This is a genomic window from Photobacterium sp. DNB22_13_2, assembly GCF_052873915.1.
The window spans coordinates 275,131-292,177 of sequence record NZ_JBNNXU010000001.1; the positions used below are offsets into that span (position 1 = coordinate 275,131).

Here is a 17,047-nt window from a genome sequence, read left to right on the forward strand (position 1 = left end):
TTTTTTATCTCTCAATACTGAATAAAAAAGCGAACAACGTGGCTTGTTATAGACCAAGCGGTGACAAGTTGATATAGCTCGACAAGTTTCGCTTTTTAATACCCGGCATATATGGGATTTCACCCAATTTTTTACCCGGCAGGTTTTCTTCCAACATACGGATAATGTCCGCGTAGTTCTCAGTACCTGGATTGATTCGGTTTGCTACCCAGCCAACCACTTCCAAGCCATCATGTTGAATCGCTTCAGCTGTTAGAATAGCATGGCTCAAACAGCCAAGTTTAACCCCAACGACTAAGATAACAGGCAGTTTTTCCTGCTTAACCCAAGTAGACAGGTAGTCATTCCAAGAAACAGGGACACGCCAGCCACCAGCACCTTCTACCAATACAGCCTCAGATTTATGCTTTAGGCTCTCTAATCCTTGTGATAGGACATCAAACTCAATAACACGCTTTTCCTGTTCAGCGGCCAAATGCGGAGAAATGGCAGCTTCAAAAGCGTATGGGTTAACTTCATCGTACTCTAGCTCAACAACCGATGCGTCTTGAATATAAAGGGCATCTGAATTACGCATACCATTGGCTGTCAGTGCGCTTCCGGATGCGACCGGCTTATAACCCGCCATCTTGATATTCGCGCTAGCTGCAGCATGAAGAATGGCGCGAGAGGCTACAGTTTTACCTACTTCAGTATCTGTACCTGTTACAAAGAAAGCGTTAGTCATTAATAATTACTCCAAAACAGACTTGGTATGTTGCCGGCAGCTGGTTACCCTCATGTCGAAACTCATCATAAGCGCTCTCTAATGCCTTAAATGTCTTTCGACTGGCCAAGCCTGCTTTTCGCCCCTGATGAATATGTGTTGCCCCTATACCTTTCAAATCTTTCATAAGGTCAACTGCCGAACGGTAATACATGGTGATTGGCTCGAATTCTAGGTCAACCTCTGTACACCCCGCTTGCGCCAGCGCAAGTTTTATGGCCTTTTGCGAAAGAAACTGGTTCACATGTTGATATTGATCAACCTGCTCCCATGCACGAGTGAGCTCATACAGTGAGCCTTCGGCCAAGGTGGAAAATACGATTTTTCCCCCAGGCTTTACCACGCGTCGCAGTTCACGAAGCGGTACAGACAGATCATCACACCACTGCAAGGCCAAGCTGGTGAAAGCAAAATCAAATTGATTGTCCGGCAATGGCAAGCATTCCGCATCACCTTCTACGTAGCTGATTCCCTCGCCACAGCGCAACCTGGCTTGCTCAAGCATCAGGCTAGACAGATCTGTCGCGCACACTTGCATACCTCGCTGTTGCAATTGTTGGCTGAAATAACCTGTCCCGCAACCGAGGTCTAGCACTTGGCTACCCGCGACATTAAGAACAGGAAGCTTAGCCAATAAATGATGGCCAACCTGACGCTGAAAAGCCGCTGATTGATCATAATGTTTCGCGGCCTTGCCAAATGCATCGGCGATAGCTTGCTTATCGGTAACAACAGCGTCATTCAGATTTGGGGCTGCCGTTTCTGCATTACTCTTCATGCAATACCTCATTGATAGCCTGTGCCAACAAACGAATATCTGCGTCTTGGTGGACAGCGGTCAAAGTTACCCGCAGCCTAGCGGCATTAGCAGGGACTGTCGGCGGCCGGATAGCACTGACCCATAGCCCTCGCTGTCGCAATTTATCGGCAACGTTAACCGCTCGCTCGCTACTCCCCACCATTAAGGGTTTAATCGGCGTTTGGGTTTCGAGCATGTCGACATCAGGTGATAAGTGTTCCGACAAGGTTTCTCCAAGCGCGCTGAGTCTCTCACGGCGCCATTCGTCACGCTGAATGATATCGCACGCCTTAGAAAGTGCATGCGCCTGGGCGGGTGGCATCGCGGTTGAATAAATAAAATGACGTGCAAACTGCACAAGATATTCTGCCATCGTTTGGCTGCACAATATGGCAGCTCCTTGCAGACCAAAAGCCTTACCAAAGGTCACGACTAAAATATCCGGCTTGATGCCTGCATGATCACAACTGCCACGGCCTGACTCCCCAAGTACTCCGCAGCCATGAGCATCATCAACCACCAGCATGCTCTGGGTTCGCTGGCAAACATTCGCGATTTCACTGAGTGGAGAAAGATCCCCGTCCATACTGAAGACCCCCTCGGTTACTACCAACCTGGGAGACTCTTCAGGAAGGCGAGATACCAAGCGAGACAACGCAGATGGATCATTATGGGCAAAGCGACGCATCGTTGCAGGTGAAAGCATCCCTGCTTCAATCAAAGATGCGTGATTGAGCTTATCTTGCAACAAGTAATCGCCCTCTTGCAGCAGGGCAAACAACAGCGCTTGGTTGGCACTGAACCCACTGCTGAATAGCAATGCGCACTCATAGCCCAACCACTCAGAGAGCTGCGCCTGTAAGTTCTGGTGGGGAGAGTGGAACCCCGTAACCAGTGGACTCGCACCACTCCCTGCACCGAAGCGAGATAGGCCGTCTTGCCAAGCTCTAACCAGTTCAGGTTCTTGTGCTAGACCTAGGTAGTCGTTGCTTGAAAAATTTAGCAGCGAATGACCTTCATGCTGCACTGACATGGCCTGCCTGCGCCCTAGGCAATTCAGTTTTCGGTACAGCCCTTGTGCATGTCGCTCTTCAAGGGCTGAAGTTATCCGCTGGTTAAACCGATGCATCGTAGAACAGATCATCCTTGGTCGGTCGCGCTGCGACCCGCTGGGCAACTTGTCCCAATAGCTCCTGTGCCTGTACTTCATCAGGCTTGGCACTTTGTTCCTGGCGGTTGATACCCAGCTTGGTAAACAACTGCATGTCTTTGTCTTCGCCAGGGTTCGGTGTCGTTAATAATTTACAGCCATAGAACACCGAATTAGCACCGGCTATAAAACACAGCGCCTGCATTTGCTCGTTCATGTCCTCACGGCCCGCAGATAAGCGAACAGCTGATTGCGGCATGATGATACGGGCGACCGCGATGATACGGACAAAGTCGAACGGGTCAACATCATCGACAGACTCCAACGGCGTGCCTTTAACCTTGACCAACATGTTGATAGGTACACTTTCTGGATGTATCGGCAAGTTAGCTAACTCTACCAGTAACCCTGCACGGTCACGGGAGCTTTCACCCATACCTATAATCCCGCCAGAACAAATTTTCATCCCCGCTTCACGCACATGGCTCAAGGTATCAAGGCGATCCTGGTAAGTACGGGTGGTAATAATATTGCCGTAGAATTCCGGTGAGGTATCGAGGTTATGGTTATAGTAATCCAAGCCGGCTTCAGCCAGCTCATTGGCTTGATCACCAGTGATCATACCGAGGGTCATACAGGTTTCGAGCCCCATAGACTTCACCCCGCGCACCATATCAAGCAGATAAGGCATATCGCGCTCTTTCGGGTTTTTCCATGCAGCCCCCATACAAAATCGTGTTGCACCCGAAGTTTTGGCTTTTTCCGCTGCGTCGAGCACACGCTCAACCTCCAGCAGGCGCTCGCGATCAACATCGGTGCGGTAATGCGCACTTTGCGGACAGTACTTACAATCTTCCGGGCAAGCGCCCGTTTTAATTGAAAGCAGAGTACTCACCTGTACCTTGTTGGGATCGTGGTACTGGCGATGTACCTGCTGCGCTGCAAACACCAGATCCATAAATGGCTGGTCAAAAAGCGCTTGAACTTCCTCGACTGTCCAGTCGTGACGTACTTCCACGTGTAATCACCTCTTATTAATTGTCCAGCAAGCCCTTTTATAGCTGCTGGAACTATGTATTCATTGCTTCTTGTTACTTGGCTAGTCTACTTTGAGACGGTAGACTGTCAACCATCAATAAGGATCAAGGTTTACAACTGTGCAAAAAGCAAACAACTCGGTCGATTTGGATTTTGACCAGCAGCATGTCTGGCATCCATACACATCAACACTCAACCCACTGCCATGCTATCCGGTTGTTAGTGCCAGCGGGGTATATTTACAACTTGAGGACGGCAGGGAAATTATTGACGGAATGTCGTCTTGGTGGTCAACAATTCATGGCTACAACCACCCAGCTCTGACAGAAGCAGCCAAAGCCCAACTCGACAAGATGTCACATGTTATGTTTGGCGGCATTACCCATCAGCCAGCAGTTGAGCTCTGCCGCAAGCTGGTCGATATTACGCCGGATCCTCTCCAACATGTCTTTCTGGCTGACTCAGGTTCAGTCGCAGTGGAAGTCTCCCTCAAAATGGCATTGCAGTACTGGCATGCCAAAGGCGAGCGCCGCCCGAAGTTCCTAACCGTCAAACATGGCTACCACGGTGACACCTTTGCCGCTATGTCGGTCACCGATCCCGACAACTCCATGCACAGTCTGTATAAGGGATTCTTGCCAGAACATATTTTCGCCCTGTCACCGGAGTGTGGTTTTTTCGAACCATGGCAAGAATCTGATATCGACGATTTCCGCCATCAGCTAGAGCAACACCAGAAAGAGGTTGCTGCCGTCATTATCGAGCCTATCGTACAAGGTGCGGGCGGGATGCGGATCTATCATCCAACCTTCCTCAAGCGAGTACGTCAGTTATGCGACAAATACGGGATCTTGCTTATCGCAGATGAAATTGCGACCGGTTTTGGCCGCACAGGAAAATTATTTGCCTGTGAACATGCCAGTATCAGTCCTGATATTATGTGTGTTGGCAAGGCTCTAACTGGTGGCTACATGACCCTTTCTGCCACCCTTACCAGTACCCATGTCGCAAATACGGTATGTAACGGAGAAGCCGGATGCTTCATGCACGGCCCGACGTTTATGGGCAATCCGCTGGCCTGTGCCGTCGCCAATGCTAGCTTAGATATCCTCGCTCAAGGCCATTGGCAGGAGCAAGTAAAAGCCATTGAAAAACAACTATCTGAGTCGCTTCCAGAGATAGAAAAATTGGACAAGGTCAAGGCTGTTCGTTGGCTGGGGGCTATTGGTGTTGTGGAGCTGCATGAGCCTGTTGATATGGCCAAAATTCAGGAAACATTTGTAGACAGTGGCGTCTGGATTCGCCCTTTTGGCACACTTGTCTACATAATGCCTCCATTTATCATTAATCAACAACAACTTAGCCAGCTCACTTCGGCTATCAAGCTAGCACTTAAGTAGTATCGAAAAGCAGACAACATCTAATGATTGTCTGCTTATACTTTTCCTGAACGTTATAGCAATCCCAACTTATGGTTGGCTCGTATTTATAATGAATAACGTCAGTAAGGCTAGAACTATGCAATTACCACTATTTCCGTTACAGATATACCTACTACCTGGTGGGATTAGTAAACTGAAGATCTTCGAACCGCGCTATACCCGGTTAGTCAAGCTGGCTATGGGTGACGGCAACGGTTTCGGACTCTGTATGAAAGATGAAACGACACTCTGCCATTTCGGAACCCGAGCGATCATTACGGATTTTGAGCAACTCCCCGATGGACTACTCGGTGTAACCGTAAGAGGAGTTGAAAAGTTTTTAATCAACAAACATTGGCAGGAAGAAGATGGCTTACGGTTTGGCGATGTCACACCGATGAGCAATTGGACCCCGAGCCAGATCAAGTTTGTCGATCGGGATATTTCAAATAGCTTAAAAGCACTATTTGAAGAATACCCTGAACATGCAGAGAACTATCCTCTACCCGATTACAATGATATGACTTGGGTATGCCAACGCTGGCTTGAATTGTTGCCTCTGGAAACCAATCAGAAGCAATGGTTCATGAGTCGCAATGACCACCGTGCAGCACTGTCATTTCTGCACAATGTCATTGACGAACAACTGAATAGAGACTGCTAGGCTAATAACAATATGTAAGCACATGTCTGTGGATGTGAATTTTTACAAAGACATGATGACTTCACCCGAAGCAATTAACCTTCAATCAACTTCATCAGCAAGTGGCCATCATACATCGCCTGTTTGACCAAGGCCGCACCTGGCATTGTCGCCTGGGTATAAAACGAGCTTTGCTCGATAACTAAATCACGGTTGTAAACCGGTAATGACTGATTACGGACACACTCCATAATCGCCGGATACAGAATGTCTTTCGCCCGGTTGAATTCACCGCCGAGAAGGATCTTTTCCGGGTTAAACAAATTCACCATAATGGCAATGGCCTGCCCCAAATGATGCCCCAATTCAACAATCACTTGCCTTGCCAAGGTATCTCCTGCCATCGCAGCATCACAAATGCGTTCAATTGTCAGGGTCTTACCATGCAGTGATGAAGGGTGGCCCTCACGCAAACGCTGTTCGACTTGCTCGATAACGGCCTTTAGGCTCGCCACCGTTTCCAAACAACCATGGTTACCGCAGTAACAGCGTTTACCGTAAGGTTTAATTTGAATATGGCCAAGTTCACCGACATTACCGATCCTTCCTTTCAAGACCACATTATCAAGTACGATCCCTGCACCTACGCCGTGATGAATAGAAATCAAAATGGAATTAGCGACATCACGCGAATTACCAAACAACTTTTCAGCGAGCGCCCACGAGCGGGTGTCATTACCGATAAAGACCGGTAATCCCGTCGCTTGATGTATCGCCGGCCCTAGTTCAAGGTTATGGACATCATAGTGCGGCATCTGAATAATCGTACCGGTCGAAGAATTCACCAGCCCCGGCAAGGTCACCGCGATAGCAGTAATGCGATCGAGTTCACTCACATGGTTGGCGAAAAAGGTATGAATTTCAGCGATGAGCTTTTTCATTACTTCATCTTGATGAAGTACATCTATATCTTGACGCTCTTCAACCAAGATATCTCCACCCAACTCATGTAGCGCAATAGTCAGGTAGCCCCGTCCTAAACGAAGAGACATAAACTGCCAACCTTCATTGGACGGCACCAAGCCTACGGCAGGCCGACCTCGGCTGGACGATTCCTGAATCGCAGTTTCTTTGATCAGGTGAGCTTCAATCAACTCACGAGTGATTTTGGTTATACTTGCAGGCGCTAATTGGCTACGCTTGGAAAGCTCAATGCGGGAGATTGGGCCAAACAAGTCAATAAGCTTGTAAACGCTGCCGGCATTATTTCTTTTGATATGGTCGATATGACCTGGCTGAGCGACATACATGCCTAAACTCCCGAAAAAATCTGTCATTATTTAATATACATTTTAATTTTTTTACTTTGCGAAGTAATTGTGAAGTCGAATATGTTAAGTCCGTGACAACGGTCACGGCGAATTATGAAAAACACCGCAATTTTTGCCCTAGCTCTCATTATACCGCAAAAATATTACCTTTTTTTTAACTGCAAAAATTAACCTATTTAAAGACAGCCCGCTGCAATTTTGCGATAATTACCGGTCGCGAAAATCCCCCACCATGAGGTTAACGGTGTACAAAATTAACGAAGTCTTTGAAACTATCCAAGGTGAAGGCGTATTTACCGGTGTGCCAGCCATTTTTGTTAGGCTCCAGATCTGCCCTGTCGGCTGTGCCTGGTGTGACACCAAACAAACTTGGAGTGCTGAGCCTCAAGATCATGGCTCTGTTGCCGACGTCATGGCAAAGACGGGGGATTCACCTATCTGGACTGAGCTAGATGCCCAGGGCATCGTCAATTTGCTCACAGAGCAACAGTACACCGCCAAGCATGTAGTCATCACCGGTGGTGAGCCTTGTATCTATGACTTGCTGCCGCTAACCACAGCGCTGGAACAAGCTGGCTTCCGTTGCCAAATTGAAACCAGCGGTACATCCGAAGTACAAGTAACGGAAAACACTTGGGTCACCGTATCTCCGAAGATTAACATGAAAGCCAAGCTTCCTGTTATTGCGAGTGCGCTTGAGCGAGCCAATGAAATCAAGCATCCCGTCGGAACCCAAAAAGATATTGAGCAACTTGATGAACTGCTTGTCGGCAAGCAACTCAAAACCGGTGTAGAAATTGCGTTGCAACCGATCAGCCAGAAGCCAAGAGCGACGGAGCTATGCATCGATACTTGTATCAAACGCAACTGGCGCCTATCGATCCAAACCCACAAATACTTAGCTATTGCATAACTCGCACTAAACTACCTCACATTTTAGCTCCACGAGCGGCTGTCTTATTTTCAGGACAACCGCTCAATATCCGAGACCCATCTCCTTTCTTAACTTTGCACCTTTTTGTCCTATCTATACTCAGCAGAAAACAAATACCAATAAAAGATTCATGACCTGTTGGGGAATTTAATATGCGCAGTTATATGGGATATACCCTGCTGTTTATCAGCAGTCTGCTGCTTGTCGCCTGTGGAGGCGGCAGTGATACCGCTCAGCCTGTCGCAGGTACACCGGCTCCAGTATCAAACACCTTTACCGTCTCGGTCGATGCTCCTGACGGTATGGAGCTCGCCTACCAACAAAGTTTTTCTTTAATTCAGCCGGCCTATGCCAATGCTGTCCAGAACTTAACAGAGCAAAATTTTGCCGCCATTTGGTTGGACGACAAAGGCAAAATTTTTGATTCTATCGAAATAACCCGGTTCGAGGACAAAGGTGATGGTATATACGAACTTGATGCTGGCACTTCATTTCGGATCAACGCCGTTTTGTTGATCGATCTAGACGGTGTACCAGAGTTTACGGTTGGTGAAACGATTCCTGAAGGACTTTTCCTTACACCACTTGCCGTTGAACGGCTCGCGGTTTCGCTGGAATCCACCCTCACCTTCTTCGCTTTTGCTAAACGTGTCGCCGCAGACGAAAGCTGGGGAATTTTCACCGAGGTATTTCAAGACGCCCCACAAGGTAAAGTTTCCCTCGCTTTAGAAGACATCAATAAATTATCCATCGATATCCGTGATACCTTACTACCCAAAATTGGGGTACAAGGACTATCGCTGAAAGACTTGATGAGCCTAACTATCGTTAAGACCATGACTGACGGTCGTATTGAACGTTTTATTACTGAACAGTCAGCAGCTCTTGCCAACATCATGGCCATTCTCGATGACGGCTACTGGACCATTAATACTTTTGAAGGAAACACTGGCAAAGGGATTTTGACCAACAATACGTCCTACGATGGCAGCGAAACACAAATCAATGAATTTAGATGGAAAAAAGATGGCGGCGAAGATATCGCCCTCGATATCATCTTCTCTTACCTCAGTAACTCGACCAGCTTCGGTTCTGAAGATATCCGCTCACAGGTTTTAACCAACCAAGGCTGGGTAGGACTATTCAGTTATCTAAAAGTGCAGTTTGCCACTGACCGCAATGCACTGATGACTGATGCGGCCCTAAACATTGATGATAAGTTAGGCGTCACACTGGAGGCACAAGTTTACTCGCTAGCAGACAAAAAAATGCATGATTTTTTGTCGAGCCGAGAAAACCATTTTCTGACCCGATATATCAAATCCGAAGCCACGTTCTCTGATGGCGCTTCTGGGTTTTATTTCTCCTGGCGACCTGAAAGTGAAACCTATTTACTGTGTGACAACACCAACGACAAAAACACCTGTCGCGTATACCCAGTACTGACACCTGATGCGGCTTTCACAGCACTGAGTGACGTCAGAACGCCAGTATTCGACATTGCCCTATCCTCGGATCAAATCAACGGCTTCAATCTCACTGAAAATATCATTGCTGAATTTATCGAAGATGACTTTTTCACGGTACGTTACTGGAGCAGAATTGCCGCCAACGAATGGACAATCCAAGACACCGGGGTATGGGCACCGACAACGGTTTCTGGAAAGTCAGTCATTCGCTTTGATATTCCTGATGTGATTAAGCAAGTCGCAGATAACTATCCCTTCTCGGGTGACAAGCTGTTCTTGGTTGAAGACAGAGGTTATGTCAACATCGGGGAGGTATTGCTAGAACTGGAAGAGTTTAACTTCTCTGGTTTTGACAATGATGCCAAGGCGCAAATTTTTGATGCCGCAACCCGTGACAACCTTCCTCCATTTGCTGAATGTGACTTTGGTGATACCGAATTCGGTAACGAAGGGCTGTTCCTCAATGCTATTACAGAGTGTGGCGGTGATGAACGTTTCACCACCCAATCCGTTAATGATTTAGTCGATAAGAACTTGGTGCAAATCAGCGATGATGGTGAAATCACTACGCACATTTTGCGCAATGACAACACATGGGAGTTTTACCGCAATACCAGCGCAGAAACAGGTTCCCGAAACTGGTCACTGACTGACGACGGCTACCTAAAGCTAATTGGTAACACCAACCTCGAAGACGAATTCGATTTCTGGTCTCTGACAAATTACGAATACCAGCAAAACCTACTGGCGATTAAGGTATTCAGCCAACAGGGGCAAGAAGCACAGATTTCCAGCTTAATGGCCCGTGAGTATGCACCTGATTCATTAGCGGCTTGCCTTGATAGCGATTCCGGCTGGGACCAAACCACCACAACACCTGTGGTCAAGGAAAGCTTAAGCAACTACAACAACCAAGTTCAGCAATGTAAACAAATCTGGTTTGGTCGCGACCCTGTTTTCACTGAAGCGCTGCTGGTTGGCCAGACTGGTAACAATAGTGATGATAAGGCCCTGATATTTGCTAGTGACCCTGGAGGTGACAGTGGCGATCACAGTAATGATGATACCGCTCGTTACCTAAAATTAAGTGATGACTTTGATGGTGATTTTTTCAAGGGAAGTTATGTTGATGGAAGTGGCTGTGGTTTCAATTTTGCCATCCGCTGGAAGATAGAAGAAGACGGCACGCTGTATTACGAGTCAGTCGACGAGTCGCACCCGATGAATGAGCGGATCCAAATCACCGATACCGACGGTTTGAAATTGGCGATTAAAGCCTTTAACCACCAGACCCGCTGGGAAACCGATGAGACTTTGAACTATGGCAGTGATGAAGGAGAGATCTGGAGTGACATCGTCACCCTGATCGATGCCAGCTTGGTACCGAATGTTGAACCTGTTGAGCCGCCACCGCCAACACCACCGGCTGAGGGAGAGGAGCCACCAGTGGAGGAAGAACCAGCAGGCCCTCCAGGGGGAACCATCCTTAACGATGGCCAGACTTGTGCCTATCTGGAAGTCCCAGAGGATCCGGCGCCATAATTTAGCGATACCACGATACAGAAAGCCCGGGAAATGAACTGCCCCCCAATAGTTGGACACCAATTATTGGGGGTCTTTTTATGTCCAAAGCTCGAAACCAACGAATTTTGGCAGTGAATGAATTAGAATATCCGAGAAAGAGAAAATCGATGCGTCAACGAAAAGGTAGTGTGAATGATCACTTGGAAGCAGCCACTTAAAGGCTATGAATGGCTAATCCACCAGATCTGGTATCTAGAATTAGAACAAGATGACATTATTGATCAACTACCACAGCTCATTCCTAACCCTAGAGCGCACCTTCTCTTTACTCCGGAGGACCAAGGCTATTGCTATCAAAAAGGTGATGAGCAGATTGCCGGTCATGGGAGCCACCTGCTTGCAGCCAGTGAACAACTACTTACGCTGGTTGATAACGCGCCGCTCAAGCGCATTGGTATTACCTTTCGCCCCGAAGGGCTCTATCTTCTGAATAGAACAACCGAGGGGCTAGTTAATCAGTGTGCTTGGTTTGACTGGCTGACACCGATGTTTGATAGCCACTTTCAGAGTGTCTTATGGCAATGCAACACGAGGCAAAACATCATCGATTGTGTTAATTACCAAATTGAAACATTAAGTTTGACCAATAATATCGACAAGCCCTTCACCGTCACACAAAAGATCATTGCACTTCTGGATCAACAACAAAGCGGTTTGGATCAAGGCAATTCCGCTCAAAACCAATTGACTGAGAACAATTTAGATATTAATCATCTAGCAAAGCAATGCGCGTGTTCTAGACGCACTCTGGAGCGTAGCTTTCGGCAAGTCACGGGGTTAAGCATCAAGAAATACCAGCTAATGATGAAACTGGAGCAAATGATTGTAGCTCTCTACAATCAACAGGGAGATATCGATTGGACCGCGTTTTCCCAACAGTTTGGCTTTAGTGACCAGTCCCACCTGATCAGACAACTAAAACAACAGCTCAAACGTACACCTTCCCATTACCTAGAAAACCGAGATCTGACTATCGACATCTATGGTGATTTTGAATAACCCCCCTTTTATTTATTTTTTGTCGCAAAAATCCAATTACTACCAATTCAGGTTCGCTATTATGGCCGCCTGAAAACGAGGTAATCATGTCATATTTAAAAGAAAATTCAGGATCATATTCAAAATTAAAACAAGGCGAGTCAGTTGCGTTTCACGAAGCATTGACCATCCGACTTATCCAGCCATCGGATTTAAGCGATATCATCACCATGCTTGGCGATGACAAGGTAAACCAATACCTATTTTTTGCTCCCGCAGATGAGAGTTTATACCAAGGCTTCTTCACGCCAATTATTGAAAATACCCAAGAAGCCATTGCCAACAGGGAGTGGCCTGACAGCCCGACCTTCATCATTCAAGATCAGCAAGGGCGTTACATGGGTATGGCAGCTATCACCCAAGTGATGTTCTGTGAAGGCAATTATGAAGTCGGTTACCAGCTTCCGGCTCACGCTTGGGGGCAGGGCATTGCCACTAGCGCCTGCCAACTGATGACAAGAATTGGCTTTGCCGAATTAGGTAGCCATAAGATCAGCGCCGACTGCTACGGGGCGAATGTTGGTTCATACAAAACGTTGGAAAAGTGTGGCTACCAACGTGAAGGGTGTCAAAAGGACTATTACAAACTCGATCAAGGGTTTGATGACAAAGTTTATTACGGTATTACAGCAGCACAATTTTCAGCTCAGGCATAACATCAACATACAGGTGTAATTCTCAATCTGTTAACGAAATATTATGCAAGGTAGAAATTCACCTCCTTGCATAGATCACATACAGATAATCTTCATCTGCAGATTATTTACTCACCATCACACCCACCTCATCCAACCACCTCTTAACATTTCAGACGCATTACATAGAGCAACGCACAACCGAATCAGCAACATTAAGCCATCAATCCACCGGTGATATCCAAACCATTATTGAAACCCTTCACAATGACTGCGACGCCTCAGCTAACGTCATCGATACGACTAGCCAAACAGCCTACACCAAGGTCGATACGATCAAGGAGCTATCAGCTGCTTTATCGGCAATGGGCGATCAGATCCAGGTCGTGAAGACCCATGCCATCAATATCCAGCAACAGAGCGCAAGCCAAGTATCATTGGCTGACAGGATCCGTTTAAAAGTCGACATCATCACCCAACACGCAGACGATACCGCTACTCATGCCCAGGCTTCGAAAGAAATTAGTGTAAATCTTGAGCACTTAGCAGAACAATTAGAGCGATTACTGCATCAATTTACCCTTTCAGGCAATAACAAGGGTTGATGCTAAACGTAAGACAGGTAATATGGTCTCCTTGGACTGTGTATTGGGGTAAAATACCCAGCAGTACACTAATAAAGTGCCTTAACGGAGAATAATTTACACATGACTTACGCGCCTGTAACAGACGTACTTAGCGGTAAGCTAGCGGTTGACAGTGAAGTCACTGTTCGCGGCTGGATCCGTTCACGTCGTGATTCCAAAGCTGGAATCTCTTTCCTTGCCATTTATGACGGCTCTTGTTTCGACCCGATTCAGGCCGTGGTCCCTAATGAGTTAAATAATTACCAGGAAGAAGTGCTTAAGCTGACAACTGGTTGCTCTGTTGAGGTCACAGGTAAGATTGTTGAATCACCAGCTAAAGGTCAGGATTTCGAACTAGCAGCAACCGACGTTAAAGTGGTTGGCTGGGTTGAAGATGCTGATACTTACCCAATGGCGAAAACTCGTCACTCTATCGAATACCTTCGTGAAGTGGCACACCTTCGCCCTCGCACCAATGTAATCGGTGCGGTTGCACGTGTTCGTAACTGCTTGTCTCAAGCAATTCACCGTTTTTACCACGAGCAAGGCTTCTTCTGGATGTCTGCACCACTGATCACTGCATCTGATGCAGAAGGTGCTGGTGAAATGTTCCGTGTTTCAACGCTGGATTTGGTGAACACACCAATGACAGACGCTGGTGAAGTAGACTTCGACAAAGACTTCTTTGGTAAAGAAACCTTCCTGACGGTTTCTGGCCAGCTGAACGCTGAAGCATACGCTTGTGCCCTTAGCAAGGTTTACACATTTGGCCCAACGTTCCGTGCTGAAAACTCGAACACTAGCCGTCACCTGGCTGAGTTCTGGATGGTTGAGCCGGAAGTTGCATTCGCTGATCTTGATGATGCAGCAAAGCTTGCAGAAGACATGCTGAAGTATGTATTCAAAGCTGTTCTTGAAGAGCGTCGTGATGATCTTGAGTTCTTCGCTCAACGCATCAACAAAGAAGCAATCTCTCGCCTAGAAAACTTCGTTGAGTCTGACTTCGCACAAGTTGACTACACCGACGCTATCCAGATCCTAAAAGATTCTGGCCGTGACTTCGAGTTCGACGTTGAGTGGGGCATCGACATGTCTTCTGAGCACGAACGCTACCTAGCTGAAGAACACTTCAAGGCACCGGTTGTTGTTAAGAACTACCCGAAAGACATCAAAGCGTTCTACATGCGTATGAACGAAGATGGCAAGACAGTTGCTGCAATGGACGTTCTTGCACCGGGTATCGGTGAGATCATCGGTGGTTCTCAGCGTGAAGAGCGCCTAGAGCTTCTAGACAAGCGCATGGTTGAAATGAACATCGACCCTGAGCACATGAACTGGTACCGCGATCTGCGCCGTTACGGTACTGTGCCACACGCTGGTTTCGGTCTGGGCTTCGAGCGTCTAGTCACTTACGTGACAGGTATGGCTAACATCCGTGATGTGATCCCATTCCCACGTGCACCACGCTCTGCTAACTTCTAACTTAGCGTTAGAAGTTAAACCTATTTCGATATAGGTAAACATACCCCACAGGACGAGCTTTATGCTCGTCCTGTTTGTTTTCAGCCTCATAGTAAACCCCCGCTCACTATCTCCTGCTTTTACTGCTCCATCAATCCCCAGCACTTTTGACAATCATCGAACATCGCTACGTCACAATACGCTATAAATAACATATTCAACGGCTTGGCTGCTTTTCTCAATACAGCAGATTGGTATAATTTCAGAGCAATTTACAGCAAGGAGTGCACATGTTTAAACGGATATTTGATAGGCTCATTTTCGGTGGGATCTTGATAGCAACGTTGCAAATACCGATGCTGGCTGACCATTACCTGCAGTACCTTTCCGGCTTTTATGATGCGACCAAACAGCAGGTTAGCAGCTACGAAGACAATGCTCGCCAGCACGGTTTTGACAGTGCCGAGAGTCTGATCAATGCACTGTTACAGGAAAAAAGCTCTATTGTCCGGGTCGATGCAGAACAAAAGCGTGACGTTCTCCAACGGCACCAGATACTTGAACAGGCGATGGCCACCCTTTCAAAAGGCCATCTGTACGAAAAAGCGCTTTATATGTTTAATCCTCTAAGGGGCGACGAACTTCAGCGGGTATTAATCCATTTCAAACCCGGAATTCCGGTTGATATGGAAAGTATTGCTATCTGTGTGGCCATTGCTTTTGGGCTCAACGCCGTGCTGTATTTACCCTTGATGTTATTTCAACGCCGTTGGAACAAAGCCTCTCGCCTAGCTTCGTCACATACCTAACTGCTGGTGAAAACAACAAATATGGGGTTAATGATACCAAGGAGGCACGAGCCAATAGACTTAGTTATTGGCTTCGCATAAGCTTATGCCAATCCGCTTGAACCTCTCAAGCCACAGCCAGATACCCAATGAGCCTACTATGATCAGAGATGTCACCCTAGCCCCTGCCAATCAATGGAAAAAACCCTTCGTTTCCGAGGTGGCTGAAATTATCAACCTGCTCAAAGAGTATGGTTACGATGGCGCTACCCTTGCACGATTAACGGGTCTACAAGAAAAAAAGCTCTCTGCCTGGATGTCTCGCTACAAGCGTGAACCTGAGAATATGTCTGATATCCCTTACCCTTGCTGGTGTTTCCTCGCCGCTCTGGTTGGCCGACCAAATATTCAAAATAATGGTCAACCGCTTGAAGTCGATGCAAGAAAAGTGATGCGTGCGTTCAAGCCAACCGCATTTAAAAGTAAAAGTGCTTTCGAGATGCCGACGGAAAAAGAGTTCAAACGTGTTATCGGTGACAACACTTTCACAGGCATCACAATCGACAGCCTGTGCGATACCTTCCAGTGGAAACCGGCCCAGCTAGCCGAGAGTATGACAAAAGGCACGCTGCCGTTCTTGAACTGGTGTCTGATCTTGATGCTATGCGGCTTCAATGTTCAGAAAATGCTGCTGAATCAGCATGACGGTGAAATTAGCCTAGATGAGCAAACCAGCTAACAAACATAAAAAAGGCTGCTCACTAGCAGCCTTTTTTTCATCGTTCAAAGCTTAACCAAATCAGGTTTAATCAAACTCGTCGATAGATTTAATATCAGAACTACTCAGCCGCTTCCGGGCGGAATTTATTCTGCACACCTAGCAAAAAGTTGCGCAGAATTTGATCTTTACACTCACGGTAATGCTTATTGTCTGGCTTTCTGAAGAAAGCGCTAAGTTCATGCTTGCTCAGATTGAAATCAGTACTCTCCATGATTTCAAGAATATCTTCCGCTTTATAGTTCAACGCAATACGGAGTTTCATGAAGATCATGTTATTGGTCAGACGCGACTCTGGCTCAGCCTGTGGGCCTTCTTTTTTGCCACGTTTTTCATTGATCAAGCCATTTAGAAAAATAGCTAATTCACGATCTGTGCATTTTTTAAATGCAGGATCGTCTTCTTTTTTCAACCAATCACTAACTTGCTCACGTGTCACCTCGTGTTCCGCTGCAGCAAAAATATTGATCATCGCTGAGTCGTTGAAGTCGAAGGTGTAGCGGATACGTCGCAAGATATCGTTATTGAGCACAATAAATCCTAAAAATAATGCAGCCTTGCCAATATGGCTCGCTGCGAAGTTCTT

General features: G+C 46.9%; 16 protein-coding genes. 10 read left to right on the forward strand and 6 right to left on the reverse strand.

Annotated elements, in window-relative coordinates:
• Window positions 1-46 precede the first annotated feature (46 nt).
• From bioD to bioB, 4 genes are read right to left on the reverse strand one after another with little or no spacing between them, the layout of a single operon-like run.
• Window positions 47-727, reverse strand: coding sequence for a dethiobiotin synthase (bioD, locus tag ACVA58_RS01180; protein WP_446508640.1), 681 nt, complete (start codon window positions 725-727; stop codon window positions 47-49).
• On the reverse strand, window positions 720-1,544 hold the full coding sequence (gene bioC, locus ACVA58_RS01185; protein WP_446508641.1) for a malonyl-ACP O-methyltransferase BioC: 825 nt from the start codon (window positions 1,542-1,544) through the stop codon (window positions 720-722). Before bioC ends, bioD begins: the two co-directional genes overlap by 8 nt.
• A complete protein-coding gene (gene bioF, locus ACVA58_RS01190; RefSeq protein WP_446508642.1) occupies window positions 1,534-2,694 on the reverse strand; it encodes an 8-amino-7-oxononanoate synthase in 1,161 nt (386 codons plus the stop codon). The genes bioC and bioF overlap by 11 nt, the downstream gene beginning before the upstream one ends.
• Entirely contained in the window at window positions 2,681-3,733 is a 1,053-nt protein-coding gene (gene bioB / locus ACVA58_RS01195) for a biotin synthase BioB (protein ID WP_446508643.1), read from the reverse strand. Before bioB ends, bioF begins: the two co-directional genes overlap by 14 nt.
• A 139-nt stretch (window positions 3,734-3,872) precedes the next feature.
• Here bioB and bioA point away from each other — a divergent pair, with 139 nt between their 5' ends.
• On the forward strand, window positions 3,873-5,153 hold the full coding sequence (bioA, locus tag ACVA58_RS01200) for an adenosylmethionine--8-amino-7-oxononanoate transaminase (RefSeq protein WP_446508644.1): 1,281 nt from the start codon (window positions 3,873-3,875) through the stop codon (window positions 5,151-5,153).
• Between the two features lie 118 nt (window positions 5,154-5,271).
• Complete coding sequence (locus ACVA58_RS01205; protein WP_446508645.1) at window positions 5,272-5,838, forward strand: LON peptidase substrate-binding domain-containing protein; 567 nt, start codon at window positions 5,272-5,274, stop codon at window positions 5,836-5,838.
• 74 nt (window positions 5,839-5,912) lie between these two features.
• On the opposite strand, the gene mlc is transcribed toward ACVA58_RS01205, so the two are convergent.
• On the reverse strand, window positions 5,913-7,127 hold the full coding sequence (gene mlc, locus ACVA58_RS01210) for a sugar metabolism global transcriptional regulator Mlc (RefSeq protein WP_446508980.1): 1,215 nt from the start codon (window positions 7,125-7,127) through the stop codon (window positions 5,913-5,915).
• Between the two features lie 253 nt (window positions 7,128-7,380).
• Between mlc and queE the strand changes: the two genes are divergently transcribed.
• The 8 genes from queE (at window position 7,381) to ACVA58_RS01250 (ending at window position 16,422) form a co-directional block, all read left to right on the forward strand.
• Window positions 7,381-8,061, forward strand: a complete 681-nt coding sequence (gene queE / locus ACVA58_RS01215; RefSeq protein WP_446508646.1) for a 7-carboxy-7-deazaguanine synthase QueE — start codon at window positions 7,381-7,383, stop codon at window positions 8,059-8,061.
• 173 nt (window positions 8,062-8,234) lie between these two features.
• Entirely contained in the window at window positions 8,235-11,093 is a 2,859-nt protein-coding gene (locus tag ACVA58_RS01220) for a hydrogenase expression protein HypA (protein WP_446508647.1), read from the forward strand.
• A gap of 174 nt (window positions 11,094-11,267) precedes the next feature.
• Entirely contained in the window at window positions 11,268-12,134 is an 867-nt protein-coding gene (locus ACVA58_RS01225; protein ID WP_446508648.1) for a helix-turn-helix domain-containing protein, read from the forward strand.
• 86 nt (window positions 12,135-12,220) lie between these two features.
• Window positions 12,221-12,829, forward strand: a complete 609-nt coding sequence (locus ACVA58_RS01230; protein ID WP_446508649.1) for a GNAT family N-acetyltransferase — start codon at window positions 12,221-12,223, stop codon at window positions 12,827-12,829.
• Between the two features lie 344 nt (window positions 12,830-13,173).
• A complete protein-coding gene (locus ACVA58_RS01235) occupies window positions 13,174-13,413 on the forward strand; it encodes a hypothetical protein (protein WP_446508650.1) in 240 nt (79 codons plus the stop codon).
• Window positions 13,414-13,515: 102 nt separating this feature from the next.
• Window positions 13,516-14,916, forward strand: coding sequence for an asparagine--tRNA ligase (asnS, locus tag ACVA58_RS01240; protein ID WP_446508651.1), 1,401 nt, complete (start codon window positions 13,516-13,518; stop codon window positions 14,914-14,916).
• Window positions 14,917-15,185: 269 nt separating this feature from the next.
• A complete protein-coding gene (locus tag ACVA58_RS01245) occupies window positions 15,186-15,704 on the forward strand; it encodes a DUF2937 family protein (RefSeq protein ID WP_446508652.1) in 519 nt (172 codons plus the stop codon).
• 139 nt (window positions 15,705-15,843) lie between these two features.
• Window positions 15,844-16,422, forward strand: a complete 579-nt coding sequence (locus ACVA58_RS01250) for a hypothetical protein (protein ID WP_446508653.1) — start codon at window positions 15,844-15,846, stop codon at window positions 16,420-16,422.
• 100 nt (window positions 16,423-16,522) lie between these two features.
• Here ACVA58_RS01250 and ACVA58_RS01255 read toward each other — a convergent pair whose 3' ends face one another.
• Entirely contained in the window at window positions 16,523-16,993 is a 471-nt protein-coding gene (locus ACVA58_RS01255; RefSeq protein ID WP_255040875.1) for a DUF1456 family protein, read from the reverse strand.
• Window positions 16,994-17,047: the final 54 nt, after the last annotated feature.